Origin of the sequence: Pseudoneobacillus rhizosphaerae (genome assembly GCF_917563885.1) — a bacterium.
Classification (GTDB): domain Bacteria; phylum Bacillota; class Bacilli; order Bacillales; family Cytobacillaceae; genus Pseudoneobacillus; species Pseudoneobacillus rhizosphaerae.
On the sequence record NZ_CAKJTG010000004.1, the window covers coordinates 52,771 to 79,577 of the forward strand.

The following is a 26,807-nucleotide window of genomic DNA, read 5'->3' on the forward strand; positions in this document are numbered from 1 at the left end:
AGAAGTCCGATAATCTGTTACTATTTTTCTTGAAAATATGGAAATTAATTACGTTTTATCATGCAAAAAAACTACCCGAAAGGCGGTTAGAAATGCAAAGACTAATCCCATTGGTTTTGGTTGCTGTTTCACTGATGGGCTGTTCGATTAAAGAAAAAGATATCGCAACACCCAATGAGCTAGAAACTAAAACCGTTATTGCTGATGTAACACCTGTAGAGTATTTATCAAATTACGCTCAGGCTCTTCAACTTTCAAATTTAAAAGATTTCTCGGATTTAGATTTATTAAAAGAGGATATTGGGAAGCATTCTGTTTTTCTAATTGGGGAACAGCATGCCGTCCATTTAAATTTCCCAATACAAACAAAACTTTTACAATATTTAAACCAAGAGGCGGGAGTTACCTATTATTTAGCAGAGTTACCTTATACATATGGGGTATTATTTAATGAATATTTACGGACAGGAAATACTGAAATACTAGATTATGTGGTAAAGGAAAGTATTGGTACGGCTGGAGGCATTAAAGAACAGTATGACTTTGTTGTCGATATTTATGAATATAATAAGCAACAACCAAAGGATAAGCAGATTCAATTTATAGCAATCGATTCAGATATAAACATGAATGTCGGATTTACAACATTACAACTATTTTTAAAGGATAAAAATATTCCGGCTGAGTTAACAGATCAACTGACACAAATAAGCACCCTCATTAAACCAAACGTTTTTTTCCCAGAGCAAGCAACCTCAGAAATCCGCAACTATTTGGATCAATTATCTAAAGATATGATCGCTAGAAAGAATCTATATGAAAAGGCATTCGGGGCCGATTATGAAGAATTCTCCTTTATCGTCAAAAATATGATACAAGGAACCGAACTAATTGATGCAAACAACCGCTCAAATGCAGAATTCAATGTGATTAGAGAAGGAGTATTTAAAGAAAACTTTAGTCATTTAGTCAAAAAATTGCCAACTGACGCAAAGTTTTTCGGTTTGTGGGGAAGAGAACATATCTATTTATCTGAATTAACCGCGCAAGGCTATACGGAGCAAATCCCACATCTCGGTCAAATTTTGAACGAAGAAATAGAAGAGACAAAAGGAAAGGTATTATCAATTGCTACTATTTATAAAAATAGTAGATTGCATTCCCCTTCATTAAATAGCCCGCAAGCAGCTGATGAAGATCTAACCAACATTAACTTATTAACACCCTATGCAAAAGACCAAGAAGCGATGCTATTCAAACTCAATAATGAAGATTCACCTTTTCATCTTCAAACCTACTTTGTTACAGATCGAAAAGTAAAAGAGGGAACAACGAACTATTTTCAGTATATTATACTCATTCAGAACTCAAAAGCTGCCAGTCCGTATGAATGAACTTGTTCGAAGTGCCCTTCGCTTTTTTTATTCCATTTAAATCATTTTATCTTCTGTACATAAAAAATATTCAAGTTTGATTAAAATCCTTATGATACTGTTTCATTCAAAATTTGTTCAAAATGATTTTACAACTATGTGAACAAATAAACAAACATACCTATTTTTTCTTCAAGTTTGATATATTAGCAATGTACTTAATATATAAAACTTTTAAAAACAAATTTAAGGAGATGTTTTTTATGTTAGTAAATTGGTTAAGAGAAAATAAAGTGGCAGCAGGATTATTAGCCGTTATTCGCTTATATATAGGTTATTCTTGGTTAACAGCAGGTTGGGGTAAATTAACAGGTGGTGGATTTGATGCTTCTGGTTATTTAGCAAATGCTGTTGCAAATCCTGTTAAAGGTCCAGATGGTAACATGGTTTACGGCTGGTATGTATCATTTTTAGAAAGCTTTGCAATTCCAAACGTTGATATATTTAACACAATTGTTCCTCTTGGAGAGTTTTTAGTTGGTTTAGGACTGATTCTAGGATGCTTAACAACAGCAGCTATGTTCTTTGGAATTGTCATGAACTTCTCTTTCTTCTTAGCAGGCACAGTATCTCATATTCCAACTGATTTATTCCTTGGCGCTATTATTCTTTTCGCTGGCTTCAACGCTGGTCGAGTTGGTTTAGACCGTTGGGTTATCCCATTCATTCGCAAGACAGTACTGAAGAAAACAAACGCTGTAGGAAATCGTGCCTAACATCGTAAGGCATTAGCGTCAGTTACCTCGAAATTTTTGGGGTGACTGACGCTTTTATTTTTCTTAAGTATTGGAATTTACCTGATTTATCCAAAAGGCTCAAAATGGTTTGAGGATACAAAGCAAGACGAACCTTATTATGAATTTATGATTTAGTCTTTATGAACCTATTATTCATAAAACGAACAGTTTAACTGGACTGTTCGTTTTGCCATCCCTAAGGGTGTGGGTTTTGCAATTTTCAATCAAACGTTTGATTGAATTCAAATTCAATCTATTATACCAGGCACTCATCCATATTTAATCAAACGATTGATTAAGATATATGTTCGGAATTCTTTTTCGCTATTTCATCTAAATTGCTACAGATACCAACCTTATATAACGTCTTTGGAAGAGTTCCAATTCTTTTTTCATATTTCGAGCCATCTAATAAAACTGGCGTTTCATTTAAATACATCATTTCAGAAAACTCCCTCATAAAGGGATTAAATAAACCGAGGGTATTGATCATCCAGCGATGAATTGGTTTGAACTTGATTGGTTTCCCCAAATGTGTAGATGCAATTTCGACCATTTCCAATCCAGAAATGGATCCAGCTCCCGGTATATTCCATTCTTCACCATACGTATCCTCTCGAAGTGCTAGCTCCACTAGAGCTTTGGCGCCATCCTTTATATAGATAAACTCTTTTTGAAGATGTAAATCACCGATATATCCAGCTTTATTCTTTATTAGTAATTGTTCAAACGTATATTGAAGCAGAGTGCTTTCTGCCTTTGGACCATAAAAATCCGGAAAATGTGCAATGATATACGGCACTCCAGAAGTCTCTATTTGCTGTTGAAGCTTTAAGCGAAATTTTCCTTTTTTAGTATGTGGATTTTTTGTTGTTAATTCATGTACTTTTTCCTGCTGAATACCGAAGGCGTAGATGTTATCGACATAGATGAGAGGTTTTTTCTGAGTTTGGCATTCCCCAAGGATTAGCGATAGGATGTTTGATAAATTTGGGTCCCAATTCTGATAAGGAATACTAATGGCATGAAAGACAAAATCGGCTTTGGAAATTGCCTCCTTTAACTGGTCTTCATTAAATACATCACCAGCAAAAATAGTCGCTAGTGGACCCCACTCTTGACTATACTGTTCTAATTTATCCTTTGACCTCGCAAAGGCAATGGTTTCAATATTTCTGCTCACTAACTCCTCCACTAATGAAAAACCCATTCCCCCCGTAGCCCCTAAAACAACCGCCTTTTTCATCTCCATCATCTCCATTAATTTTTATTGACCACTGTTCAAACAAAAACAAATAAAAAGAAAAGAACTTCCAGCCCCCTTCTCTTTAACACGTTAAAGCAGTGGGGGACTGTCCCCCAGTGCTTCACTGCGTTAATGCAGTGCTTTGATTAGGAATTGTGCGTGTGATTTGGATAAGTCTTTTATGTCTTCGAAGTTGGTTTCTGCTCTACAGAAATGGGTTACAAATCCGTGTAAGCTTAGGAATATTGAATAGATTTCTTTTGAGGTTATTGGCTTTGCTACTAATGAACTTATTGCTTCTCCAAAAAGCTGTAGACTTTTATTTGGCCCTTCCTGGAGATAGCTTTTCACATCTTCGTCTCGGATTAGAAACATGACTTCATAATGATTTTGATTCGTTAGACCGAACTTTATATATCGGTATAAAAGGAGAAATAGTTTCTCATCGCTTGTTGTCGTTCGATCAGACATGACATCGTGTAGCTCTTGATCTAATTTTTCAAAATCATGCTCAACAATTTCATAAAATATCTCTGCTTTGTTTTTAAAGTGATAATAAATGGCACCGTGACTACACTGGAGGACATTTGCAATTTTCCTCATGGAAAGTGAGGCATAACCATTTGAAGCAAATAAATCACGTGCTACATCAAGGATTATAGCTTTTGAAAGCTCCTCTTGAGAAGATTTTCTAGGACTCAATATAATTCACCCTTCGTTATTTGAACACTGGTCAATAATAATATAACTTATTTTTCCATTTTAAGCAAATGGATTTTTAAAATTTTGAACTTTTGTAATCGCTTCGAATCAAGAGGTAGCTATAAGATAAACCTGGCACCATCCTCTTTCCTCAGGATCATGCCTGGTTTTAGGATCTATTCCTCCATACTAGGTGGTCATGAATCTAATTTAAAGCTCACAATGATATCCAGTTCCTTTTGAAATCGATTGACAAGGTCACTAAATGAGGTATTGATTAGGAGGGGGAAAAGGTTTTCTAGGGCTTCATCATAATTTTGACCAATGGCTTCTCGCAATGAAATGTATTTATTGAAAATCAAGGCTACTTCAAAATCAATTCCTAATTCATATAACCCATGAAATAGCTCTTCTTTTGGTATGCTCTTAATCTTATAAAATAATTTTTCATTTATTTTAATAAAAGTCTGTTCCAAAAAGTAAGTTACATAATCTGTATACACCATTTGGCCAATGTCATTCGTGTCCTTTTTTGAGGGATTAAAACCCATAACATGTTCCCCCTTGCTTTCACGAATAATAAACGTTTTATTCCCTTGTAAATGGGTAATAAAACTTTTTACACTTTTATCAAATATTTTATTGAATTCTATGATTTGGTGGAGTTTTTCAGCAAAATCAGCATGTTCCTCCCCTACAACAAAAAGTCTATCTACAATTGGTAATAGTTTAAGTACTCCATCTGAAAGCTGGCTAGATGCGTCATAGATGATGATATCGTATTGTTTTTTCATTTTTTTCATGTTTCTTTTTTGTTCGGTAATAGTTAAATTGGAGAATTCGTGTATTAGCTCGTCTGAAATTTTTTCTTTTTCTAAAGTCCCATAGGAAATAAATGCGACCGTTAAATTCGTATTCAATTTGAGCCAGTTATAGATCACTAACGACAATTCTGTTACACCTGATTTTGCTTTTGGCGAGTAGAAACCTACCAAATACATCCCGTTCACCTACCTTTCATTAGGTATTTTCCATGTTACTAATAAGATATGAATCATTATTAAAGGATGTATGGACAAACACCGTTAGCAATCGCGGTTATTTTATAAGACAAAAATAGTCACCGCGATAACGAATCACAGGTGACTATTTGGCAAAGTTTCTAGAAGACAGACCCGATTAATTTACTTCCTAACCTTTCTCATAAAAGTTAGCTCGCCTAATTCTTCTGAAAAATCCCATTTCTTATAAAACGAAACCATCTCTGGTAGACAATATAATTCAAAGTGTTTCACTTTTTGGAGTGAAGGAGTTTCAAGAACAAAATCAATTAAAACACGCCCCAAGTTTTTGCCTCGATAGGGTTCCTTTACAATCACATCAAAAATGAAAGCCTTATAAACATAATCAGTTAATACTCTTGTAAAACCAATTAGTTCATTGTTGGAAGGGTCACAACAACCAATAATAGTATCAGAATTTTCAATCATCATTTTAATATCGCCGAATTCTCTCCCCTTTGTCCACCATTCTACTTGGAACATTTTCTCCAATTGCTCAATCTGACTTTCACTAAGTTTAGTTACAAAATGATATTCCACTATTTATCACTCCTTAGGCCGATAAGCCATGCTTTTGGTGCTATTTGGGCATTGATACTATTTTGTGTGGAAAGTCTGCTAGTAAGTTTAGACATATTTAACTATACAAAATGGTAAATTGGATTGTCTATTACCGTCTTGTTCGCATTTTTACTACTATACTATTCTTTTTCTTCTGTTATAAAACAAAGTTGCTTCTGTACTACATCAGATTAGAAAACAAATTGAGTAATTACAACAGTTCCCCTAAAGATTTGTTTGTCTAAGAAAATCTGTTGTATTTCATTTCATATCCTGTTACAATCTAAATTAATTGAATATTTATAATTTTCCATCACACAAAATTAAGAAAACTCAAGTAGATTGGAGGAATATTTTTTGGCAAATCTACCAAAAATGAATGAACTAGGTTTTTTTGAAATCCGCCTCGAATCCATAGGTGGCTTGGGAGCCAATTTAGCTGGAAAAATGCTTTCTGAAGATGGCGTCGTTGGCAACGGTCTAAACGGCATCGGCTTTTCATCCTATGGGTCAGAAAAAAAGGGCTCCCCTGTTAAAGCACATATTCGTTTCTGTGAACCAAACACTAACATCCGAGATACCACACCTATTGAACGCCCTCACGTTGTCGGCATTTTCCATGATGCCTTATTTAAAACCATTGACTGTACGAGCGGAATCTATCCCGACAGCACTATTCTAGTAAACTCACAAAAATCACCAGACGAACTTAGAAAAGGAATGGATATCCAAGGTGGCACAATCGCTGTAATTAACGCGACCGAGATCGCTTTGGAAGAACAAACAAAAGTAAACACCGCGATGCTTGGCGCACTTTACCGAATCTTGGACTTCTTAGACCCTGATTCGATGAAAAATACCATTCGAAAAACCTTTGAACAGAAATATCCTCATTTTGTAGAGCCGAATATCCGAACCTTTGAACGCGGCTACAATGAAGTGGAATTTAAAACGTATATTCCTGAGGAAGGAATTGAACCAAAACCATTCAAGAGACTTGAACCGCTGCTTGGTTATGAAACAATGCCTCTTGGCGGAATGGTCGTTAATCCAGGAAACAGTATCCTAAAAGATTTAAGTATATCTCGTGCTGGGATGCTACCTCATTTTCATGATAGTAAGTGTATTAATTGTGCAGCCTGTGATACAGCCTGTCCTGATTTTTGCTTTGTTTGGGAAGAAAGAGCAGACAAGCGCGGAAGACCGCAAATGTTTCTTAAAGGAATCGACTATCAATATTGTAAAGGCTGTTTAAAGTGCGTTGAAGCATGTCCTGTGGAAGCACTGTCAGGAGAAAGAGAATACAATGACGGCTACGCCGAAGTTAATCGCGTACCTCACCTATTTGATTTAGTTAAAAATTAAAGGAAGGCGGGAATTGCATGTCCACTGATGTAAAAACTGAAAACGTTTCCATTCCAACTGGGATGGTTGAACAATCTGTTGTATTCGAATCTGGTAATGAAATGGCTGCCTATGCAGCACACCAAATTAACTATCATGTTATGGGATATTACCCAATTTCACCTTCAACGGAAGTTGCTCAATTCCTTGATGGAATGAAAGCAAAGGGCGAGCATGATATCGTCTTAATCCCTGCTGACGGTGAACATGGTTCAGCCGGTATTTGTTACGGAGCATCCACAGGCGGCGGACGTGTTTTTAACGCGACGAGTGCGAATGGTTTCTTATATATGTTAGAGCAGCTTCCTGTTCAATCTGGAACGCGCTTCCCAATGGTTTTGAACCTAGTAAATCGCTCTGTGTCAGGACCATTAAATATTCACGGTGATCACTCCGACCTATACTTTGCCCTTAATACAGGGTGGCCTATTTTGCTCGCTCGTGACCCACAAATTGTTTATGATATGAATCTATTAGCTATCAAACTAGCAGAGGATTCTGAGGTTCGTTTACCTGTTATTGTTTCTTTTGATGGTTATTTTACTTCCCATCAAAAAAGACGTGTTCAGGTGATTAAGAGTAAGGAGGATGTTCAGAAGTTTATCGGTGAGATGCCAACTAACTTCCTTCACGCCTTAGATCGTGAAAATCCAGTTACCATTGGTCCTTACATGAATGAACCCGATTATATTAACAACTGTTATCAACAATCTGAAGCTATGTATAAGGCGGAGGAAGTTTTTGAAAGAATTTCAAAAGAATATGCAGAGCTTACAGGTCGTGAGTATCCAGTCCTTGACTTATACCGCATGGAGGATGCAGAGATTGCTGTGTTTATGTTAAATTCAGCTGCTGAGGTTTGCAAGGACGTCGTCGACCGACTTCGCGCTAATGGGATAAAGGCTGGTGTCATTTCACCAAATATGATTCGTCCCTTCCCTCAAAAACAATTGGCTGAAGCGTTACGGAATGTGAAGGCCATTACGGTTGGCGATCGTGCAGATTCTTATGGGGCACATGGCGGAAATATGGCACTTGAAGTAAGAGCAGCCCTACAAACATTCGGCAATATTTCGACTAAGGTCGTTAATCGCGTTTATGGATTAGGCGGAAAGGACTTTTATGCGGATGACGCAGAAGCGTTTTTCATGCTTGCACAAGAAGCTGCAGAACAATCCTTTGTGGAAAAACCGTTTGACTATTTTGGGCATAATCCAGGCAGTGCTAACTCAAAACCACAGCGCGTATTGAATCCAATGAAGAAAGAAGATTTAAATACAGGATTAATCACCGTTACTCCTAATGAAGAAACGGGTGAGCTTAATGTGAAGATCCCACCATTACGTAGCTTAACGAAAAAGCCAAAACGTCTAGCTTCCGGTCATGGAGCCTGCCCAGGCTGCGGAATTTTCTCAGGGCTAGAATTGTTTTTTAAAGGAATTGAAGGCGATATCGTTGCCCTTTTCCACACTGGCTGTGCAATGGTTGTAACGACTGGTTACCCTTACAGTTCCCATAAAGCAACTTACATCCATAACCTTTTCCAAAATGGCTCTGCAACATTATCTGGCCTAGTTGAAATGTTCCATGAAAGAAAGCGTCGCGGCGAATTGGATGAACTTGGTTTAAGCGATGACTTTACCTTTGTCATGGTAACTGGCGACGGTGGAATGGATATTGGTATGGGTCCAGCGATTGGTACGGCTTTACGAAACCATAAAATGATTATTTTAGAGTATGATAATGAAGGCTATATGAATACTGGTTCACAAATGTCGTATTCTACTCCTATGGGACATATGACCAGTACGTCAAGTGTTGGCAGCTTCCAAAATGGTAAGCCATTCCATCATAAGGATACGGCTCAAATTATGGCTGCAACGCATATTCCTTATGTGTTCACTGGAACGGAAGCCTTTGATCGTGACCTGTTGAAAAAAGCAGCAAAAGCGCAGTGGTATGCGAAAAATGAAGGATTAGTTTATGGGAAAATTTTAATTACCTGCCCACTGAATTGGAAATCGAAGGATGAGCTTGGCCAAACCATTGTTGAGGCAGCGGTAAACTCCTGTTTCTTCCCTCTTTATGAAGTGGAGCGCGGAATCACAACGGTTACTTATAATCCAGAGGAGAAAAACAAACGAATTGACGTTTCTGAATGGCTGAAGATGATGGGTAAAACGAAGCATTTACTAAAAGAAGGTAGTCAGGAAATGCTGCAGATGTTCGATAAAGAAGTTGAACGTCGCTGGAGACAGCTTAAAGCTAAGCATGAGAGTCCAGATTTGTAGGAGTGATTGGTTCCTTTTTATAACATAAAGCGGTCCAGAGCTAGCGATGCTCTGGACCGCTTAATTTTTTTCAATAGCTATCTTTGTTTTCTATAGAGCCCTTCTATTGGACAATTTCTTTGGTTCCTTGATGCGGTTTGTCCGATAGAACCCTTCTATTGGACAGTTTCTTCGGTCTTCTGATGCGTTTTGTCCAATAAACCCCTTCTATCGGACAATTTCGTCGGGTTCCTGATCCGTCTTGTCCAATAGAGCCCTTCTATCGGACAATTCCGTCGGCCTTCTAAAGCGTTTTGTCCAATAGAGCCCTTCTATCGGACAATTCAGTCTGGCTCCTGTTGCGTTTTGTCCAATAGACCCCTTCTATCGGACAATTTCATCTCTCTCTTAAAGCGTTTTGTCCAATAGCCCCCCTTCTATTGCAAAGTTTGAACATTTTTTTAAAATGTCTTACCATTTGGATAATTGACAACGAATTAAAATATGTTATATTAATATAGTTCTTTAGCACCTAAAAGCATAAAAGCGATAAAGCAACTAAATAGTATAATAGAATCTAGAAAGGTCAGGTCCCAACATGGAAACAAATCATCAGAATTTAAAAAAGGGATTGTTACCAAGGCATGTCCAGTTTATGGCGTTAGCGGGAATGATTGGGACAGGTATTTTTAAAGGTAGCTCTGAAACATTAAATATGGCTGGTCCAAGTGTAGTTATTTCCTACTTAATCGGAGGTATTCTACTATTCATTGTCATGGGAGCCTTAGGGGAAATGGCAACTGTTTATCCAAATTTAAGCGTGCAACGTCTTGTCCATAGAGCTTTTGGATTTCAAATATCCTTCATTGTCGGTTGGCTTTATTGGATTAACTGGATTCTTGTTACAATTGTCGAATTAATTGCTGCAGCGAGCTTTTTACAATACTGGTATCCGTCTGTTCCATTGTGGATATTAAGCCTATTGTGCGCAGCTCTAATCATTGGAATTAATCTTTTTCAAGTAAAATACTATGGTGAGATGGAATTTTGGTTTGCAAGTATCAAGATTTTAGCGCTCACACTCTTTATTATTTTAGGAACTATGATTCTATTTGGGATCGTTCCAAGTTCTATTTCCGATCCCTTCTCAAACTACACGGCACATGGTGGGTTTTTCCCGAATGGGATGGGCGGAGTTCTTAGCGCTTTCTTAGTTGTTATGTTTTCCTATGGAGGAGCAGAACTAATTGGGGTTGCTGTTGCGGAAACTAAAGATGCTGAGAACGTGCTTTCAAAGGTAATAAAAGGTACTGTGTGGCGAGTTATTCTTTTTTATATGCTTCCAATTCTCATTATTTGTGGCATTATCCCTTGGAACCAGGTCTCCTCTGACGAAAGTCCCTTTGTTCAGGTTTTCAGTATAGCTGGAATTCCTGGTGCAGCAGATGTGATGAATTTTGTTTTAATCACCGCTGTCCTGTCTGCAGCAAACTCAGGTATTTACGCCACATCAAGAACGTTGTTTTCGATGGCTCAAAATGGAGAGGCGCCTAAATCACTTGGAAAAACGTCCAAAAAAGGAATTCCTGTCAATGGTATTACCCTTACCACAATATTCATTTTATTGGGTGTATTTTTAGCTTATATGATCCCAAATGAAGTCATTGGCTATTTAATGGCTATTCCTGGAATGACTGTCATATTAATTTGGCTAAGTATTTGTTTAGCTCAATTAAAACTTCGCAGGTTATATAAAAAAACGCCTAACTTTAAGGTATTATGGTTTCCATTCACAACAATCATGGCCATTATAGTTTTAATTATTATATTCTTTGCTTTTCTATTTAACAGCAACAACATTATCGGAACTATCGTTTGCGTAGTAACTGTATCAACACTTACCATTCTTTCCTATTTCTTTAGAAAAAAATAAAATTGGCGCAGGTGCATTCACTCGCACCTTGCGCCTTTTTTTCTCAAAACGGTTTAACACTTCATAATAAATTCAATAAATATCTTCTTCCCTATTTCATCCCCATTTACTGCTAATGCCTCTGGATGCCATTGCACGCCAAGGACAAATTTATGCTCTTTACTCTCAATAGCTTCAATAATTCCATCCGAAGCAACACCTGAAATGATAAGGGGTTTCGGAACGTTACGAACCGCCTGGTGATGATAGGTATTTACCTTGAATTGTGTTTGCCCTGCAATAGCCGCTAGTAAACTATTTTCTTCGACATTTACATAGTGCGCTAGGTGGGAACGTGTGGCTTTTTGTGTGTGCTGCAGCAATGTCTCATTGTTTTGACTATAAATATCTTGGTACATGTCGCCACCTAGGGCAATATTTAAGATTTGAATCCCTCTACAAATGGCGAGAATCGGTTTATCTAACTCGAGCATCTTGTTAATCATCGCGATTTCAAAACTATCCCTGCCTGGTGAAATAATTCCAAGCTGTGGGTGTGGTTCCTCACCGAAAAACGTGGGGTCAATATCACCGCCACCAGTAACCACAAGTCCATCTAACATATTGGCTAGTTGTTTGACGTCACTATCAAGCCAAATCGGTAAGATGACAGGAACTCCTCCTGCATCAATAATCGCCTTAATATAATCACTTGAAAGACTATGCTTATAATCCAGTTCTACATGAGATGTTACCCCAATGATTGGTTTCCTCATACTCAACATCAACATCCATTCCTCAAATGACTTTATCGTTCACTTGATAGTTTTTGAAACATTCTTTGTAAAATTAGCGCTTCTGCCCATAATGGTAAAGGCTCATTAATTTGATCCTTCCATCTCTCGTTTGTTAAAAATCCTTGCTCGTATAACCAATTAATCCCTTCCATTTTCCATGCAGTTGGATCTACTTGATTCACGCCTTTTAATCGATTATATAAGGCAATAATTTTCTGACCATATGTGTCATTTGCCGCTAAGGCTTCATCAATATTACGATATTTTGTTTTGTCGTATCCTGGGAATGCCCATTTACCTGCAAGTTCTTCCCAATTAGGGGCACTTCCTCTAACCACTAAATGAAAGCGCGGGTCCACTATTTTTTCGCCCGGAGGTAATGCCGCCTTCGTTGCATAGGCATAAAGGTGTTGAATTTGGGCTGTAACTCCTTGCTCTATCGTAGAAAAAGTAGCCCCAGAAGTGCCACCGGTTGCGCCAAGTCCAGCAAAGTTGTTTTGCGAAAGTCTAATGTCTCCTCCAAACCGGAACCAATTCGACTCCAAAATGGCTTGGCAAAATGCCACATCACCACGTACACCATATTTTCTTCCTACAGCTAAAAATTGCTCAGCAATCGCTGGATTAAAGGAGGGATTTACCGGCTTAACGAACTGAATCATTTGCTCAGCTGATACTTGATTGGATCCCATAATGGGGTTTTTCAGGATGGAACTACTCATATTGCACCTCCTTTTCGTGGTTTTACTTCGATTAAGCACAACCTTAAGAATTAAGTTATCATAGATAAACTATGCATAATTCTCCAAAAAGGAAACTAATTATAATGGGTGTCCCAACTAGTACAGGACAAAAAAGAAAGGATCGCTTTAAAAAGCAACCCTTTCATCAAATAATCTTTTACCCAACCATTCGATTTTCATCGGTTGAAGATGCATTCTTTATAAACCAAGAGGAAAGTAGTGCTAATATACTTCCATAAAAGCCATAGACAAACAATCGGTGAATTCCCTCCATATTATCGGATCCACTTATTAGTAACGCACCCATTATCGTTACTCCTATGACAGTACCTATGCTTCGGCAAAACATAAAGAACGAAGTGGAAATCCCCTTTTCATGCGGACCAACAAGCTGTTGTACTCCAATCACTCCGACAGTCGATAATAAACCAAAGGCCATTCCTTGGACAATCATGACCGCAAATACATACCAAAATCCATGACTTTCATTTAATAACATTAAGAAAACCCCTGATATGAACAACAAGATATTTCCACTGATGATCAATTTTCGATAACCATATTTCAAGATCCATTTTCCAGCCGGAACCGACATACTCATCCATCCAAGAGCCTGGCTAAGTAAGGCCAATCCGCTGACGAATAACGAAAGCCCAGCTACATTTTGTAAGAAAAGCGGGATAAAGCTTGAAGTACCAAATAGTGCAACATTCCCTAAAAATCCGTTTAAATTCATCCATGTAATGGTTTTATGTTTAAACATAGATAAAGGGATAATGGGTGATGTCTGTTTTTTCTCATAAAAGTAAAAACCAACAAGTACTACTATCCCTATGAGAAGGTACATCCATCTATTCTGCTCCACAATGGTTACCATAAGCAGTAGAGTGACCCCTGCACCAAAAAGAATGGATCCTAAATAATCGACACTAGCCTTTTTAGGCTGATACTTTTCTTTGTATGGTATAAGTGTTAATAAAGCAATTATACAAATAGGCAGATTTACATAGAAAATCCATCTCCATGTCATGTATTCAACGAAGAATGCACCTAGTAAAGGGGCAAGGATTGCTGATAATCCCCACATTCCTGTTAATAAAGCTTGGATTTTTCCTCTCTTCTCGATTGAAAAAAGATCGCCTGCTATAATCGCAGGAAATGGCATCATAAATCCTGCCCCCATCCCTTGAATGGCACGGAAAAGGACTAATTGAATCATATTGTCTGCAGTCCCACAAAGCATTGAACCAATAAGGAAGACGACAATTCCAGAGGCAAACACTCTTTTTCTACCAAATAAATCGGATAATCTGCCCGCTACTGGTGCAAGAATCGTACTTGCAATCATATAAGAAGCAAAGGACCAAGCATACAACTCAATTCTTCCTAGCTCACCAGCAATAATCGGCATCGTCGTGTTCATAATCGTTGTATCCATCGATGCGACTAGCATCGCCAGGACTATACTTATCATTACTGAAGTTCTACTATTCATATGTACTAACCCCCATGTTCTATCCAAGGTATTATTTTACTTTATTTAGACCTGCCTTGTCACGAAGGGGATTATGATTATCATTTTAATCTAATGCTCCAGGAAATCCTTGTAGCATATAAGCCATATGAACAATCCCATCTTCAAAGTCTTGCAGTCTAATGGATTCATTTGGCGCATGTGCCTTTGAGCCAACCCAACCAACACCTGTACTGACAATGGGAAGCTTGAGCTTTTCACCAAATTCGAACATAGGACCTGTACCTGCAGAGTTAGGGGCTAAAATCCCTTCCTTTCCATATACTTGCGTAGCAGTGTCCATTACATGTGAAATAAATGGGTGGCTAAAATCAGAACGATACGCCTTTTGTCCATTTACCATCGTGACCTTGATATCATGGAATCCATGTTTTTCTAAATGGTTTTGGATACATTCAAGAATATGATTTGGGTCTTGTCCAGGAACTAAACGACAATCCATTTTCGCCTTTGCACTTTTAGGCAGGACTGTTTTTGCCCCTTCCCCTGTATAGCCGCTAACGAAACCACAAATCGTCATGGTTGGTTGTAAGACCATTGCTGTTCTTGGGTCTTCACCTTTTGCGGACGTAATTAATGGCCTTTTTAAGCCATATAAGTTTGTAACTGCTTCTTCACTAAAAGGTAAAGCCTGAACTGCCTTCTTTACTTCATCTGATGGCTCCTCAATTCCATCAAAGAATCCCTCGACTATTATTTCATTTTGTTGATTTTTCATAGTCGCAAGTGCTTGAACTAATCTCCATGCAGCATTATCTACATATGCCCCGACAGAAGAATGCATATCAATATCTGCTCCAAAACAGGTAAACTCCAAGTACGCCATTCCTTTTATACCTGCTACCATACTTATTCGATCTTGTTCATCCTTACCGCCAAATTCCCATATACAGGCATCAGCTAGGAATCGATCCCGATATTTTTCAAGATATGGTGCAAGATTAGGGCTACCTATTTCTTCTTCCCCTTCTATGAGAAATTTAATGTTACAAGGTAATCCCCCTTGAAGATTCTGCAGTATTTTTATCGCAGTTAATCTGGCTACTAAATCCCCTTTATTATCGGCTACTCCTCTAGCAAAAAGCTTTCCGTCTCTAACGGTAGACTCAAAGGGCTCTGATTCCCATTCGTCAAGTGGATCTGGTGGCTGAACATCATAATGGTTATAAAAGAGTAATGTTTTTGTAGCATCACCATTACTTCCCGCTGGAAAAAATCCATAGATAACAGGATTTCCACCTAAATCATCCAAAATCTCAGCTTCGCCATCTGCATCCTCTATCATTTTTACAACAAATTCAACCGTTTCGGGAATTGCCATATTCTGTGCTGAAACAGTAGGAAATTTGAGATATTGCTTTAATACATCTAATGCAGTTGGAACTAATTCATTTGCTTCATGTTTTAGCGAATTTAAATTAACCTGATTCATATTAAATCTCCCTTCTATCCTGTTTATTAGTATTTCGATAGACGAATTAGTATTCCTCTATTTTTGAGAATAATCAGTAAATTATTATTTAACTTACATGCAAATAGGACAAATTAAAAAAGGCAAAAGCTCGTTTGAACTTCCGCCCCTTTTAATTAGACTTTTATATTTAATAGGTACTAAAAATATGAAGTAATGCCATTAAAAAAAATACAAAAGCTGTCAGGATATGCGACTTTCTCCGTGTCCCACTTGCCTTTTTACTTCTTAGATAGCCTGCTATTAATGTGAAAATTAAGCCAATTGCGGCTAGTAAACCTGTAAGTAATTTCGGTTTCGTTAAGTCAAAGGGAATACTAAAAACGATGAAGATAATATGTAGGATGATTAAGCTTGCTGCCGATATGGCAATGGGTACGTGTACCTTCATAACCTTTCTTGAAATTTTGGCTAAGGTTAATTTCACTTTTCGCTTTTTCGATTTTCTAATGATGAGAAAAATAAAGTACATATTAAGATTTAATAATATCAGGATGACCGCAAATTGAGAAAATACAGTGGCGAATTGTAGGAAAAGACCATCGGTTTGATGAAGTAAACTCCAAGCCACCATTCCGACAATAATCATTAAATTAACAAAAAGCCAAATGGCAACCAATTTTACACCTCCTAAGGAAAGTAGATTTCGATAACAGATACATCCCACTCTACGACATAAAAATTCGGAAATTGACTATCCTTCCTTATTTTAAAGTGAGCTGGTAGATCAATTTGCCTAAGAGGCTTACATTCCTTCATAAATAGTATCGAGTTGTTATCCGTTTGGATTTTATCAAAATGAAAACCACATCTGTTCACCAATTCATCATCATGATATTCATTAATAATTGTTTGCCTTTCCTTATATTTTACTAGCCTATTTAACATTTAGTCTCCACCTTCATTTATATTTACACTTTAAATATAGCTCGAATGTTAAATGCAAGAAGTGAAGTATATTATAGTTTAGGTTTTAAGAATGTTCTTCCATTCTTAAAGTGACTTTTTTACTAAAACCAGTAAGGTGGAAGGATTTTTACATTTATGTTAAACATTTGCGAATACTATTGAAGATATCGTTTTCAAATTTTCTTTGAAGAAAGGAAAAACGCATATGTCTAAAATTCACTATATCATATTGGCCTTAACCATTCTTTTAGTCACTGCATGTAATCAGAATCAGAAGGATCTTCAGGAAGTCCAGTATAGGAATTTAAGAAATACAAGCAATACTAATACAAACTTTGAAAATATGACTTACGATACAAACCAAGACCCTATTACAGAACCATACACTGAAAACACTAACGAAACTCCCATTCAAAATGATTCATTACAAACCGATGATGATGTTTCAGATCAAGAAAAAATCAGTCAGGCAGAAATCGATTTAAACTCACCAGCCCAGGAAGCCTTTCCTCTTTTCATGACTGATTTCCAACAAAGATGGAATGCTATTTCGGATGAACAAACTGGTGACTTGTATATTCATCATTTTCGGCAACTGACTAATGCAAGGCATTTTCAGTCTTCTCTAACAGAACAGCTTATAATAGAAGTCCTTACACAGGATAATAAACAAATTAACAAGATAAGTATCATTAGTACGAGCAAGACCAAGGGTGAGATTCTTCAAATGCTAACAAGTTGGTGGCAAGTTTTATTAATCACAAATCCTCAATCTGAGGTCCATGAAATAGACACGATCTTTTCGGAAATTGGGATTGGTCCAAATTCCAATTTTGAAGATTTACAAACTGTGTCTTTTACCTTCGGAGGGCTTCAGTATAAGGTAACTCCTTCCCAAACTGGTATTTTATTTGAGGCCATTTATCCAAATTTATCGAAGAACCCATCTCTACAAGGGGGGACTTAATATGAATAAGTTCATTTTAATCCTCATATTTTTGACTACTTTACTCTTACCAATGAAGGATTTAAAAGCTGAAGAAGCGATGTTTAATATGTCTTACATCTATTTTGGAAGCCCGAATACTTATGTTGCACAGGTTGATAAAACCAAAGGCAGTTTAAAGGTGGTTTCTCCTAATTATTTTGATGTAAATGAACAAGGTGAATTGGAGGTCACTTGGAAATTACAATCTTCCTTTGTTAATGAAATGCATCGACGCGGGATTAAGGTTGTCCCATTTTTAGCTAACCATTGGAATTTAACAGCTGGAATTAATGGATTAAAGAATCGTGATAAGCTTGCTAAGGATATTGCCAAAGCAATCGACCAATATAATTTAGATGGTGTAAATGTAGATATTGAAGGACTTGGTCATAGCTACCGAAATGATCATAATGAATTGCTTCGCTTGCTTCGCTTGTATATACCAAAACAAAAACAGGTTTCCGTTTCAGTTGCTGCTAATCCAAGCAATTACCAAAAAGGCTGGCATGGGTTTTATGATTATAAAACATTGTCAGATCACTCTGATTATCTGATGATAATGGCTTATGATGAAAGCTGGGAATCTCCTGATAGCCCCATTGGACCTGTTGCAAGTCTATCGTTTTCAGAACGTTCCATTCTATATGCTATCAATCAAGGTGTTCCAAAGAGTAAAATCGTTTATGGTTTACCCTTTTATGGTCGGCTTTGGAAGCTGGATGGGCCAACGACCGAAGGTATAAATATAACGGGAAGAGGACTTTCTAGTACGAGGATTGAGCCTCTCTTAAATAAATTCAACGGAAAATCTTTCTTTGATGAAAAATCACAAACACCGTATGCCAAATTCACTATTCCTAAAAATCAGTATGATTTTGTTGGATCATTAAAGATTACAGAAGGTGAATACATAGTTTGGTATGAAAATGAACGTTCAATTAAAACAAAATTACGACTTCCAAAAAAACACAACATAAAAGGTACTGGTTCTTGGGCTCTTTATCATGAAACTGCAGATACTTGGGACTATTATACCTTATGGTTAAATAACAGGTTTTTTGCGGATGTACCAAACGGTTTTTGGGCGGAGGAAGACATTCTCCATGTGTCATCAAAAGGTTGGATGAACGGAACTACGAATACAAAATTCTTACCTGGTGGCTCATTGACTAGGGCACAAGCAGCGTTAATTTTAGTTAGAGCATTAGGTTACGAGTCGATGAATCCAAAGGAGTATGTTTTTAAGGATACAATAAGACATAATGCTCGAAAAGAAATTGAAATAGCAAGAGAACTTGGTATGATTAAAGGTGTTAGTAGGACTGACTATAATCCAAATTCTCCTGTAACACGAGCACAATTAGCCACTATGCTTTCCAACATTTTTAAATATGCGCCAAATGAAAATGAACCAAATCCGTTTTCCGATGTTTCTCCACTTAACACTCATTTTGATGCGATTCAGGCAATGAGTCAACATGGATATATTACAGGACTAGAAGGGCGTTTTCGACCAGGTGATAACACATCAAGAGCCCAAATGGCTACAATGATGACGAGAATGTCCGAGGAATTTGAAGCATTGAAGGCACAATAGCGCAATTCATCGAAATCAAATAAGGTCAGTTTTACCACTATGGTAAACTGACCTCATTTGATTTATGTTTCAACTGTAGTTTGAACATCAAGCCTTGTTAATTCAACTCTTTTAAAAATAAAGATGCAGACGAGACCTCCGATAAATATGGCAGTTCCTCCAAGAAGCATAAGTGGTTGAATCGTTAGAAGCTCATGGAGCCAGCCTGTAAGCAGCATGGTTGTCACCATAAAACCCATAAATGTTGTGTTGATTGTCATCATCGTCCGACCTTGATAGGCATAATCAACCTTTGTTTGGAGAAGTGTGGACATTCCAATATTAAAGGCAATTTGACCTGCACAAAAAAAGATAATAAAACTTGATGTGATAAAGAAATTAGGATAGAAGACCGTGCCAGCTAATCCAATTCCCATAATAACCATTCCGTATGAGATTAAACGGGTGTTAGAGAGTTTGCTTTTACCAATGATAAGCGAAAAAAGTAGCATTCCAGCCCCTTGAATAGCAATTAGCCACCCGTAAACTTCTTCACTTAGACCAAGAAATTCTGTTATAACAAATACGGTTGAAACATTCACGATTCCAGCCCCTATTCCAAAAGGAATATTAGATATTAGCAATGACCTCACAATCGGAGTTCTCCAAGTAAACTGGAAGCCTTCTTTCATATCACCCCAAACGGAGCTAAATCCTTTTGTTACTTTTTTAATAGAAATATCTTCTTTACGGGGAACTCGAATTGTATGCACTAGCAAAGCAGAAATCACAAAGCAGAGGACATTAATAATCAGAGACCAAACTGGTCCTAGCCAAAAATAAATCGTAGTACCTAATCCTGACCCAATTATGAGCATCGTACTGATCGATAATTGACGTAGACTTGCTGCCATTTTCCGATCTTCTTCTGGGACGAATTGCATAACAAAAGCTGAACCTGGAGCTCGATAAAACAACGTCCCAATCGCACATAAAAAAGCACCGATATAGATTAAGACGATTGATTGAAAATAAAGCGCTAATACAAAGGTTAAAACTAAGAAAGCACGGGATAAATTGGAATAAATGATTGTTTTTTTTCGATCCCACCGATCGGCAAACACACCTACAAAAGTACCGAAGAGAAATATGGGAGCAAATTCAAAGAACATTGTTGTTGAGACGGCAACTGAAGAGTGATTGGAAAGATCCAGCACCAAAAACATAAGAGTCATATTTCTTACCCAATCACCAAACTCTGAAAACCATGTGGATATCCAATAACGTAAAAACAAAGGATTTCCGCGGAGAAACTGTAACATGTAATACCCCTCTCTAACTACCTAAAAATTTTTCAGAGTTTACACCTAAGAAGCTTTATCTCTTTAGTTTAATTGGTTTTATGATTGAAAGCACGGAAAACTAAGATAAGGAGTATTAGAGATGTTCGACAATTTCCGCCATTCCCATTTCTACTTACTAGTTTTTTTAATCCCCTCTTCATCCTGTGAATAAAAAACACTGTCAGAGTTATCTAACAGTGTTTTAGAATGTTTAGAAGTATTAAAAATAGGTCTTACATACTTACCGCAATCTGGTCTTTTATGCACCACAGCATTTCTTATATTTTTTCTCACTTCCACAAGGACAAGGGTCGTTACGTCCCACCTTCTGTTGAATAGGTTCAGCAACAGATAAATGCCTATCAATCTCCATTTCAGCCGTAAACCTAGAATCTTTTTCATCGGCTATTTGTTTCCATATTGGCAAATCATGATGATCGATGCCCATAATTTTATAAAATCCGTATGCGTTTTCTTCAGGCTCAATCATGAAAGATACAGGATCATTATTCATATATTCTTCGATTTCAGGCTGCACATCTGCTGAAAGCTGGTGACAGAGTGCTTCAAAAACAAGGTCTTGTTCATCCTCAAACTCTACCTCGTGAAAGAGCTCTTTTAATACCTTCGTTGCAAAAGCTGTTTTCGTCCCACTTAAGACTGAAATAGCAAAAATGGAACTATCCGCTAGTTTAGCATAAGGGAGTACCATTTTCACCACTTCATCACTTTGAAATGAAATTAAAGTATCCGCCACTTCCTCGAGTAAAATATCTTCATCCCGATCTAACAAGCTAACTAGTATCGGTATGTATTTCGGTAATTTTCTTAGGCGAATGGCATAAATGGCCATAATACCATAAAACCTAAAGTACGGCTCTTCCAATTGTTCTTGAAGGATAAGGTCGATTTCGGGTTCGTCCAAATAACCTTTTTTGATCAGTGTCTTTGCTAAAAACTTCGCCCTAACATATAAAGTATGATTAAAATTTCTCTCTGTTTCCAGCTTCGCTGTGATTGAGCCGTACTCTTCCCAAATTTGCTCATCTTCCCCATTTAGTAACAACTGATAAAATTCCCATCCACTTTCCTCAATATAGGGTGCTAACTCTTTTTGATACTCTAAAGCCATCTCTGGTTCAAGGTTGTCCAATAAACTTTTATATAAATGTAAATAAGATTTATCCGTCTCCTTCATCCCTTGAATCAATGTCTTTACGGCCCCATGATTTAACGGAAGCTTATCTGTGTGCATCAAATTCATAAATTCTTTTTCTTTAGATTCTATTGCGTCCTTTAATAGCCGCTCTGTCCATTCTGCTGGAACGAACTGATGAATATCGTCTATTATATGTAAAACAAAATTTTGAATATGAACATCATCACTCACGAAATGAGTTTCAAGCCTATGTAAAAAATCCATAAAATGTTTTCCTCCAAATATGTCATCTTGCTCTTATTATAGACTTAGAATATCAAAAACTAATAATAAGTTCTCATTTTTTAATAATGCTGTATTCTATCTGCGTTTTTTTATTTTTTAAAGTGGGTATTATAGAAAGAACTTTGTTAATAAAGGCTCTTTTCGTAAACATTGTTGCTAATGCATATAAAATAACAAACAAAATCATAGATTAGCACAAAAAAACTTGAAACAATGACGAAAAGATGCCCCGAAGCCTTAATAAATACGGGTTTAAACTTAGTTCGAAAAGCAACAATCTTTGCGAAAACAGCCTTTTTAAAAAACGAGAGGGGGAGTATATCCTATGAGCGCTGCATTAGTTTTACAATCAGATTTTGGTCTAAGTGACGGTGCGGTTAGTGCCATGTATGGGGTGGCACGGTCAGTTGATTCATCCATTTCCATTTTCGATCTTACACATGATATTCCCCCATACAACATTTGGGAAGCATCCTATCGCTTAATGCAAACCATCATTTACTGGCCAGAAGGTACGATTTTCGTTTCAATAGTAGACCCCGGCGTTGGAAGTGACCGTAAAAGCCTTGTTGTGAAAACAGATTCTAATCACTATATCGTCACTCCTGATAACGGAACATTAACACATATAGATCATAGTATCGGTATCGCGGATGCTAGAGAAATAGATGAAGAAGTTAATCGATTACCTAGGTCAGGGGCATCACATACCTTTCATGGACGTGATATTTACGCGTACACAGGTGCAAGAATCGCTTCAAAAGCCATTTCCTTTACTGAAGTAGGTCCAGCTTATCGAAAAGATTCCATCATAAAATTACCCCTTCATCGAGCTAGAATAACAGATGGACTTATAACAGGTTTAATTGATATTTTAGATATTCGTTTTGGGAATGTTTGGACTAATATTAGTCGAGAGCTGTTTCAACAGCTCGGGATTGAATACGGGGATAAATTAAAAGTCACAATCGAAAATCAATCTAAGATGATATATAACCATATCATGTCCTATGGTCGTTCGTTTGCTGATATACCAGTCGGAGAGCCACTAGTATACATCAATTCAATAGACAATATCGCCATTGCAATTAATCAAGACTCCTTTGCCAGATCCTATGATATTGGTACAGGGTCGAATTGGTTACTATCTATTCAGAAAGCCCCCAAATAGGGTTAATTCAAAAAGTGCCAACAAAAAAGAGTGTGTCCGACTCTTTACTTTTAGGACACACTCCATTTATTTTATCTCGTACATTTTGCATTTCTCATAAAATCTCGTTTTCCCTATTTCCAAAAGCTTAGCTGCTTCCTGTTTATTGCCGTTCGTTTCACGAAGTGCAAGAAGGATAGCTTGCTTTTCAGCATGTGCCAGCGTTTTCCTTAAAGGCTGTACAGTATGGTTCGTAGCCACATCTTTATCTACTTGATATTCTAAATCAAAATCAGTCTCTTTATCCTGATCGCGTAAATAAAGAGGTAGATGAATCAATTCAATCCTTTTTCCATCAAGGACATTAATCGCTCTCTCTAACACATTCTCCAGTTCACGAATATTACCTTGCCACGTATACTGTTGAAGTTTCTCAATCACTTGCTCCGATAGTTCAATTCCCTGCTGGAAAAACCTTTTTTCTAGCTTTTTTAATAAGTTATTTGCGATAAGGTGAATATCTTCCTTTCTATTTCTGAGAGGAGGAATTTCAATTTTGATTACATTTAATCGGTAGTATAAATCCTTTCGGAATTTTCCTTCTTCAACCATCTTCTCCAAATCTCTGTGCGTAGCTGCAATTACTCTTACATCAACTGGAATAGACTTTTGTCCTCCAACCCGTTGGATTTCTTTCTCTTGTAGGACTCGTAAAAGCTTACTTTGCATCGAAAGTGGCATATCACCTATCTCATCAAGAAAAATCGTACCATAATTTGCAACTTGAAAATGACCTTTTCTACCACCTTTTTTAGCTCCAGTGAAGGCACCCTCGTCATATCCGAACAACTCTGATTCTAGTAAATGCTCTGGAATCGACGCGCAGTTTATTGGGACAAATGGGAAGGATGCCCGAGTGCTATTGTCATGGATGGCATGAGCAAATAATTCTTTACCCGTACCAGATTCACCAAGAAGTAAGACAGCAGACTGGCTTCCAGAAATTCTTTCGGCAAGGTTTTTGGCAGAGAGAAAGGAAGGACTTTTTCCAATTAAATCTCCAAATGTATACTTACTTTTTAGTTCGTTCTCAAACTTTTTTTTATAATATTTAAGCTCCTCAAGTAAAGGTTGGATTTTTCGTTTATAATCCCACCATTCCTCAGGATTTCGGAACATAACCGTTCCTAAGGCCCCAACCAATTCCCCTTCAACAATAAGCGGATATCGGTTCGCCACCATATCACTTCCATTAATAGCTTGAACGGAGGTTAATTCGGCCTTGCCTGTTTTAGCTACTATATGCATGCGGGTATTTTCAATTACTTCCCTTACATCCCGACCGGTTGCATCTTCCACAGTCGTTCCTAAAAACTCACAATAGGCTGAATTGATATAACAAATCATTCCTTCTCGATTGACTACCACAATGCGTTCCACCGAAAGGTTTATTATTTCCTCTAGCCATTTATGAGGGATCCGATCAATTCCAGTGTTTATCATCAGACTCACCTTTGCCACTAGTATTTAACTATCATTATATCAAAAGAAAACAGGGCAGACTTTCAAGTTTAGAAATTTCGAAAAATTAGTACAAAAGAACCGTTCCTAAAAACATAGACAAATGTAGACAACTACACTTCTATGTCTTGTTCAAGATCATTCTTGAACGTAAGACGAACAGTGCTTCTTACGATTCGCGTTGGAGATTCACACTCCAAGATCAGAATGGAAACATCCATTTATCCGAGTTTTTCAACCAAAATAAATTTCCATATTTCCGTCTCATTCAAATCCCTACCTGTCATACAACAAGCAGTACGTGAAAGGATAAGGGTGTTATTCACCCTTACTCTCATCAGGCTGTTAGCCACGCTAATAGGTCATTTCAAGTATGATTCAGGAATGAAAGTACGTGGTCCCTACCTTCCTTACAGGTAGTAAGGAGGCGTTGCTCCCACTCTATTTTTAACTCTTATTCTCTTAAATATCTGCTTTTAGAATTTCAATTTTGTCGTGGAAGAGATAATTTTTTTTCGTTGATTTCGTGATACTTACCCATTTGCTAAAGTTTGATTTTTCTTTATCAAATTTCTTGGGTAACTGTAATACGGTATCATATTTAGGCTTCTCCATCTTAAAATAAAACGCTTTTCTGGCAATCATACAGGCTGCGGAGGCGTGTGAACTGAGTCCATAACGAGCCATAAACTTCATTTGACCTATTTGGCTTGTATAAGCGGGATTCACTATCTTTACACCGACCCCCAATTTTTTGGCCCTTGACTCTAGAATCCTTTTAAATTTAGAATAAGCGAAACCGGACAACATACGAGCTTTTTTCTTACTTTCCTCCCGTAAGGAGGCTTTCTTTTTGGTAAAGTTTAATTTTTCGATGACCACATGTTTTCCTGCTTTTTTGGCATATTCCACCACTTGTTTGATGGCGTCTTGGAGGGCTGCTTCGACTTGATGTTGATGGCGGTCATACATCGGCACGACTAACTTCCATTCTTTTATTGGATTTCCATTTCGGTCTACTTCGCAGATGGAAAGGAATCCTGCATTTAAATCGATTCCCATATACCCACCAAGTCCAGTAGTCAGAACAGGAGGCATTTCTGTATCTACGGTGGCATTTAGATACCAGCCTTTTTCTTTTCTTATAAAACGATAGGTGACGGATTTGAAGTATTTTTGCTTCTTCCCACCTTTTGTGTAACCTATAAAAGAAGTTTTAGCTAGATCCATCATCTCTTGGCCGTAGGGGAAAGTCACTTGTGGAAAAGTGATATATTTTCCATATTCTGATTCAAATCGATTGGCCACCCGAAGACGTATTTCATTTTCTCCATTATAGGTACAATTTTGATTCCCAAAGGATTCATCTTTTGAACCTACGACTAAGAATTGTGAGCTTCGCGTTTTCTCCCACCTAATCCTCCATTCTTCATGATTATTTAGGCCGTTTTCTTCTAAATGGAACTGTTGATGAAAGAGTTTTTTGGAGCCAAAGCAAATTCGAACGATTTGAGCTTGTTCATCAGACTCTAGTTTCTTAAGTTTTTGTTGAACGTTTCGAAGTTTTCTTTTTTTCTGATGGAGGACAAATTTGATATTTTTATATTTTTTGCTGGTCTTGATGAAAGGGGAATCGTTCTGTTTCAGGTGAGAAATTTTTATCCATAGCTTTTCTTTTTGGGAGGTCTTATGCTGGATAGTTTTTTGGATATCACGGATGTTTTGTGTTAGGTTTTCAATCTGAAGAGTTCGTACTTCTAGAACGGAGGAGATTTTTCCTTCTAGTTGAATTCGGATGGAATTATATTGCCTGGAGGTAATCTGATAGATTTTACAGAAATTAGATTTAATAGAGCCTGCAGATTGCTTTTTTACATATAACAAGTAGAAAAGCCTTCGTTCTAAGAAACCAAAAAACCGTCCAAACACATCGAGATAGCTTTCGGAACACTGCCCATTATTCAATTGGATCCGCCTCAATTTGGTTTGGTATGTTTGTAACATT

The 26,807-nt window shown here is 37.3% G+C and carries 22 protein-coding genes; 8 read left to right on the top strand and 14 right to left on the bottom strand.

Annotated features, from left to right (window positions below; translation table 11 throughout):
- The first annotated feature begins 92 nt into the window (after positions 1-92).
- Together LRP83_RS03960 and LRP83_RS03965 are read left to right on the top strand one after the other, a co-directional pair.
- Entirely contained in the window at positions 93-1,394 is a 1,302-nt protein-coding gene (locus LRP83_RS03960) for a TraB/GumN family protein (RefSeq protein ID WP_230495380.1), read from the top strand.
- Between the two features lie 242 nt (positions 1,395-1,636).
- Complete coding sequence (locus LRP83_RS03965; RefSeq protein ID WP_230495381.1) at positions 1,637-2,149, top strand: DoxX family protein; 513 nt, start codon at positions 1,637-1,639, stop codon at positions 2,147-2,149.
- A 316-nt stretch (positions 2,150-2,465) separates the two neighbouring features.
- Here LRP83_RS03965 and LRP83_RS03970 read toward each other — a convergent pair whose 3' ends face one another.
- From LRP83_RS03970 to LRP83_RS03985, 4 genes are all read right to left on the bottom strand, one after another.
- Entirely contained in the window at positions 2,466-3,416 is a 951-nt protein-coding gene (locus LRP83_RS03970; protein WP_230495382.1) for an SDR family NAD(P)-dependent oxidoreductase, read from the bottom strand.
- Between the two features lie 129 nt (positions 3,417-3,545).
- Positions 3,546-4,118: a TetR/AcrR family transcriptional regulator gene (locus tag LRP83_RS03975; protein WP_230495383.1), complete on the bottom strand. Its 573-nt coding sequence runs from the start codon at positions 4,116-4,118 to the stop codon at positions 3,546-3,548.
- A 197-nt stretch (positions 4,119-4,315) separates the two neighbouring features.
- Positions 4,316-5,119, bottom strand: a complete 804-nt coding sequence (locus LRP83_RS03980; protein WP_230495384.1) for a hypothetical protein — start codon at positions 5,117-5,119, stop codon at positions 4,316-4,318.
- Positions 5,120-5,302: 183 nt separating this feature from the next.
- Complete coding sequence (locus LRP83_RS03985; protein ID WP_230495385.1) at positions 5,303-5,719, bottom strand: GNAT family N-acetyltransferase; 417 nt, start codon at positions 5,717-5,719, stop codon at positions 5,303-5,305.
- 378 nt (positions 5,720-6,097) lie between these two features.
- Between LRP83_RS03985 and LRP83_RS03990 the strand changes: the two genes are divergently transcribed.
- The 3 genes from LRP83_RS03990 to LRP83_RS04000 all read left to right on the top strand — a co-directional run bounded on the left by LRP83_RS03990 (position 6,098) and on the right by LRP83_RS04000 (position 11,347).
- Positions 6,098-7,105, top strand: coding sequence for a 2-oxoacid:acceptor oxidoreductase family protein (locus tag LRP83_RS03990; RefSeq protein ID WP_230495386.1), 1,008 nt, complete (start codon positions 6,098-6,100; stop codon positions 7,103-7,105).
- A gap of 17 nt (positions 7,106-7,122) precedes the next feature.
- Positions 7,123-9,435, top strand: coding sequence for a thiamine pyrophosphate-dependent enzyme (locus tag LRP83_RS03995; protein ID WP_230495387.1), 2,313 nt, complete (start codon positions 7,123-7,125; stop codon positions 9,433-9,435).
- Positions 9,436-10,012: 577 nt separating this feature from the next.
- Positions 10,013-11,347 carry an amino acid permease gene (locus tag LRP83_RS04000; RefSeq protein WP_230495388.1) on the top strand — a complete coding sequence of 445 codons (1,335 nt, stop codon included), beginning with the start codon at positions 10,013-10,015 and terminating at the stop codon, positions 11,345-11,347.
- Positions 11,348-11,400: 53 nt separating this feature from the next.
- Here LRP83_RS04000 and LRP83_RS04005 read toward each other — a convergent pair whose 3' ends face one another.
- From LRP83_RS04005 to LRP83_RS04030, 6 genes are all read right to left on the bottom strand, one after another.
- The gene (locus LRP83_RS04005) at positions 11,401-12,102 is read right to left on the bottom strand and encodes a gamma-glutamyl-gamma-aminobutyrate hydrolase family protein (RefSeq protein ID WP_230495562.1); all 702 of its coding nucleotides are present in this window, start codon (positions 12,100-12,102) and stop codon (positions 11,401-11,403) included.
- Positions 12,103-12,134: 32 nt separating this feature from the next.
- Positions 12,135-12,845, bottom strand: coding sequence for a glucosaminidase domain-containing protein (locus LRP83_RS04010; RefSeq protein WP_230495389.1), 711 nt, complete (start codon positions 12,843-12,845; stop codon positions 12,135-12,137).
- Between the two features lie 178 nt (positions 12,846-13,023).
- Positions 13,024-14,361, bottom strand: a complete 1,338-nt coding sequence (locus LRP83_RS04015) for an MFS transporter (protein WP_230495390.1) — start codon at positions 14,359-14,361, stop codon at positions 13,024-13,026.
- 85 nt (positions 14,362-14,446) lie between these two features.
- Positions 14,447-15,832: a M20/M25/M40 family metallo-hydrolase gene (locus tag LRP83_RS04020; RefSeq protein ID WP_230495391.1), complete on the bottom strand. Its 1,386-nt coding sequence runs from the start codon at positions 15,830-15,832 to the stop codon at positions 14,447-14,449.
- Positions 15,833-16,001: 169 nt separating this feature from the next.
- Positions 16,002-16,490: a hypothetical protein gene (locus LRP83_RS04025; RefSeq protein WP_230495392.1), complete on the bottom strand. Its 489-nt coding sequence runs from the start codon at positions 16,488-16,490 to the stop codon at positions 16,002-16,004.
- Positions 16,491-16,501: 11 nt separating this feature from the next.
- The gene (locus LRP83_RS04030; RefSeq protein ID WP_230495393.1) at positions 16,502-16,759 is read right to left on the bottom strand and encodes a hypothetical protein; all 258 of its coding nucleotides are present in this window, start codon (positions 16,757-16,759) and stop codon (positions 16,502-16,504) included.
- A 226-nt stretch (positions 16,760-16,985) separates the two neighbouring features.
- Between LRP83_RS04030 and LRP83_RS04035 the strand changes: the two genes are divergently transcribed.
- Together LRP83_RS04035 and LRP83_RS04040 are read left to right on the top strand one after the other, a co-directional pair.
- Positions 16,986-17,747 carry a hypothetical protein gene (locus LRP83_RS04035; RefSeq protein WP_230495394.1) on the top strand — a complete coding sequence of 254 codons (762 nt, stop codon included), beginning with the start codon at positions 16,986-16,988 and terminating at the stop codon, positions 17,745-17,747.
- Between the two features lies 1 nt (position 17,748).
- Entirely contained in the window at positions 17,749-19,365 is a 1,617-nt protein-coding gene (locus LRP83_RS04040) for a glycosyl hydrolase family 18 protein (RefSeq protein ID WP_230495395.1), read from the top strand.
- Between the two features lie 62 nt (positions 19,366-19,427).
- On the opposite strand, the gene LRP83_RS04045 is transcribed toward LRP83_RS04040, so the two are convergent.
- Positions 19,428-20,666, bottom strand: a complete 1,239-nt coding sequence (locus LRP83_RS04045) for an MFS transporter (RefSeq protein WP_230495396.1) — start codon at positions 20,664-20,666, stop codon at positions 19,428-19,430.
- Positions 20,667-20,946: 280 nt separating this feature from the next.
- Positions 20,947-22,110 (bottom strand): YecA family protein, encoded by a 1,164-nt coding sequence (locus tag LRP83_RS04050; RefSeq protein WP_230495397.1) that lies wholly within the window; start codon positions 22,108-22,110, stop codon positions 20,947-20,949.
- Between the two features lie 346 nt (positions 22,111-22,456).
- On the opposite strand from LRP83_RS04050, the gene LRP83_RS04055 reads away from it, so the two are divergent.
- Positions 22,457-23,302: an SAM hydrolase/SAM-dependent halogenase family protein gene (locus tag LRP83_RS04055; RefSeq protein ID WP_230495398.1), complete on the top strand. Its 846-nt coding sequence runs from the start codon at positions 22,457-22,459 to the stop codon at positions 23,300-23,302.
- A 66-nt stretch (positions 23,303-23,368) separates the two neighbouring features.
- On the opposite strand, the gene LRP83_RS04060 is transcribed toward LRP83_RS04055, so the two are convergent.
- Together LRP83_RS04060 and LRP83_RS04065 are read right to left on the bottom strand one after the other, a co-directional pair.
- A complete protein-coding gene (locus LRP83_RS04060) occupies positions 23,369-24,784 on the bottom strand; it encodes a sigma-54 interaction domain-containing protein (RefSeq protein WP_230495399.1) in 1,416 nt (471 codons plus the stop codon).
- 480 nt (positions 24,785-25,264) lie between these two features.
- On the bottom strand, positions 25,265-26,806 hold the full coding sequence (locus LRP83_RS04065) for an IS200/IS605 family accessory protein TnpB-related protein (RefSeq protein WP_230495400.1): 1,542 nt from the start codon (positions 26,804-26,806) through the stop codon (positions 25,265-25,267).
- Position 26,807: the final 1 nt, after the last annotated feature.

Coding starts and splice junctions, on each gene's coding strand:
- LRP83_RS03960 (WP_230495380.1), top strand. CDS start 93: ATGCAAAGACTAATCCCATTGGTTTTGGTTGCTGTTTCACTGATGGGC.
- LRP83_RS03965 (WP_230495381.1), top strand. CDS start 1,637: ATGTTAGTAAATTGGTTAAGAGAAAATAAAGTGGCAGCAGGATTATTA.
- LRP83_RS03970 (WP_230495382.1), bottom strand. CDS start 3,416: ATGAAAAAGGCGGTTGTTTTAGGGGCTACGGGGGGAATGGGTTTTTCA.
- LRP83_RS03980 (WP_230495384.1), bottom strand. CDS start 5,119: ATGTATTTGGTAGGTTTCTACTCGCCAAAAGCAAAATCAGGTGTAACA.
- LRP83_RS03995 (WP_230495387.1), top strand. CDS start 7,123: ATGTCCACTGATGTAAAAACTGAAAACGTTTCCATTCCAACTGGGATG.
- LRP83_RS04000 (WP_230495388.1), top strand. CDS start 10,013: ATGGAAACAAATCATCAGAATTTAAAAAAGGGATTGTTACCAAGGCAT.
- LRP83_RS04005 (WP_230495562.1), bottom strand. CDS start 12,102: ATGAGGAAACCAATCATTGGGGTAACATCTCATGTAGAACTGGATTAT.
- LRP83_RS04010 (WP_230495389.1), bottom strand. CDS start 12,845: ATGAGTAGTTCCATCCTGAAAAACCCCATTATGGGATCCAATCAAGTA.
- LRP83_RS04015 (WP_230495390.1), bottom strand. CDS start 14,361: ATGAATAGTAGAACTTCAGTAATGATAAGTATAGTCCTGGCGATGCTA.
- LRP83_RS04020 (WP_230495391.1), bottom strand. CDS start 15,832: ATGAATCAGGTTAATTTAAATTCGCTAAAACATGAAGCAAATGAATTA.
- LRP83_RS04030 (WP_230495393.1), bottom strand. CDS start 16,759: ATGTTAAATAGGCTAGTAAAATATAAGGAAAGGCAAACAATTATTAAT.
- LRP83_RS04035 (WP_230495394.1), top strand. CDS start 16,986: ATGTCTAAAATTCACTATATCATATTGGCCTTAACCATTCTTTTAGTC.
- LRP83_RS04040 (WP_230495395.1), top strand. CDS start 17,749: ATGAATAAGTTCATTTTAATCCTCATATTTTTGACTACTTTACTCTTA.
- LRP83_RS04045 (WP_230495396.1), bottom strand. CDS start 20,666: ATGTTACAGTTTCTCCGCGGAAATCCTTTGTTTTTACGTTATTGGATA.
- LRP83_RS04050 (WP_230495397.1), bottom strand. CDS start 22,110: ATGGATTTTTTACATAGGCTTGAAACTCATTTCGTGAGTGATGATGTT.
- LRP83_RS04055 (WP_230495398.1), top strand. CDS start 22,457: ATGAGCGCTGCATTAGTTTTACAATCAGATTTTGGTCTAAGTGACGGT.
- LRP83_RS04060 (WP_230495399.1), bottom strand. CDS start 24,784: ATGATAAACACTGGAATTGATCGGATCCCTCATAAATGGCTAGAGGAA.
- LRP83_RS04065 (WP_230495400.1), bottom strand. CDS start 26,806: ATGTTACAAACATACCAAACCAAATTGAGGCGGATCCAATTGAATAAT.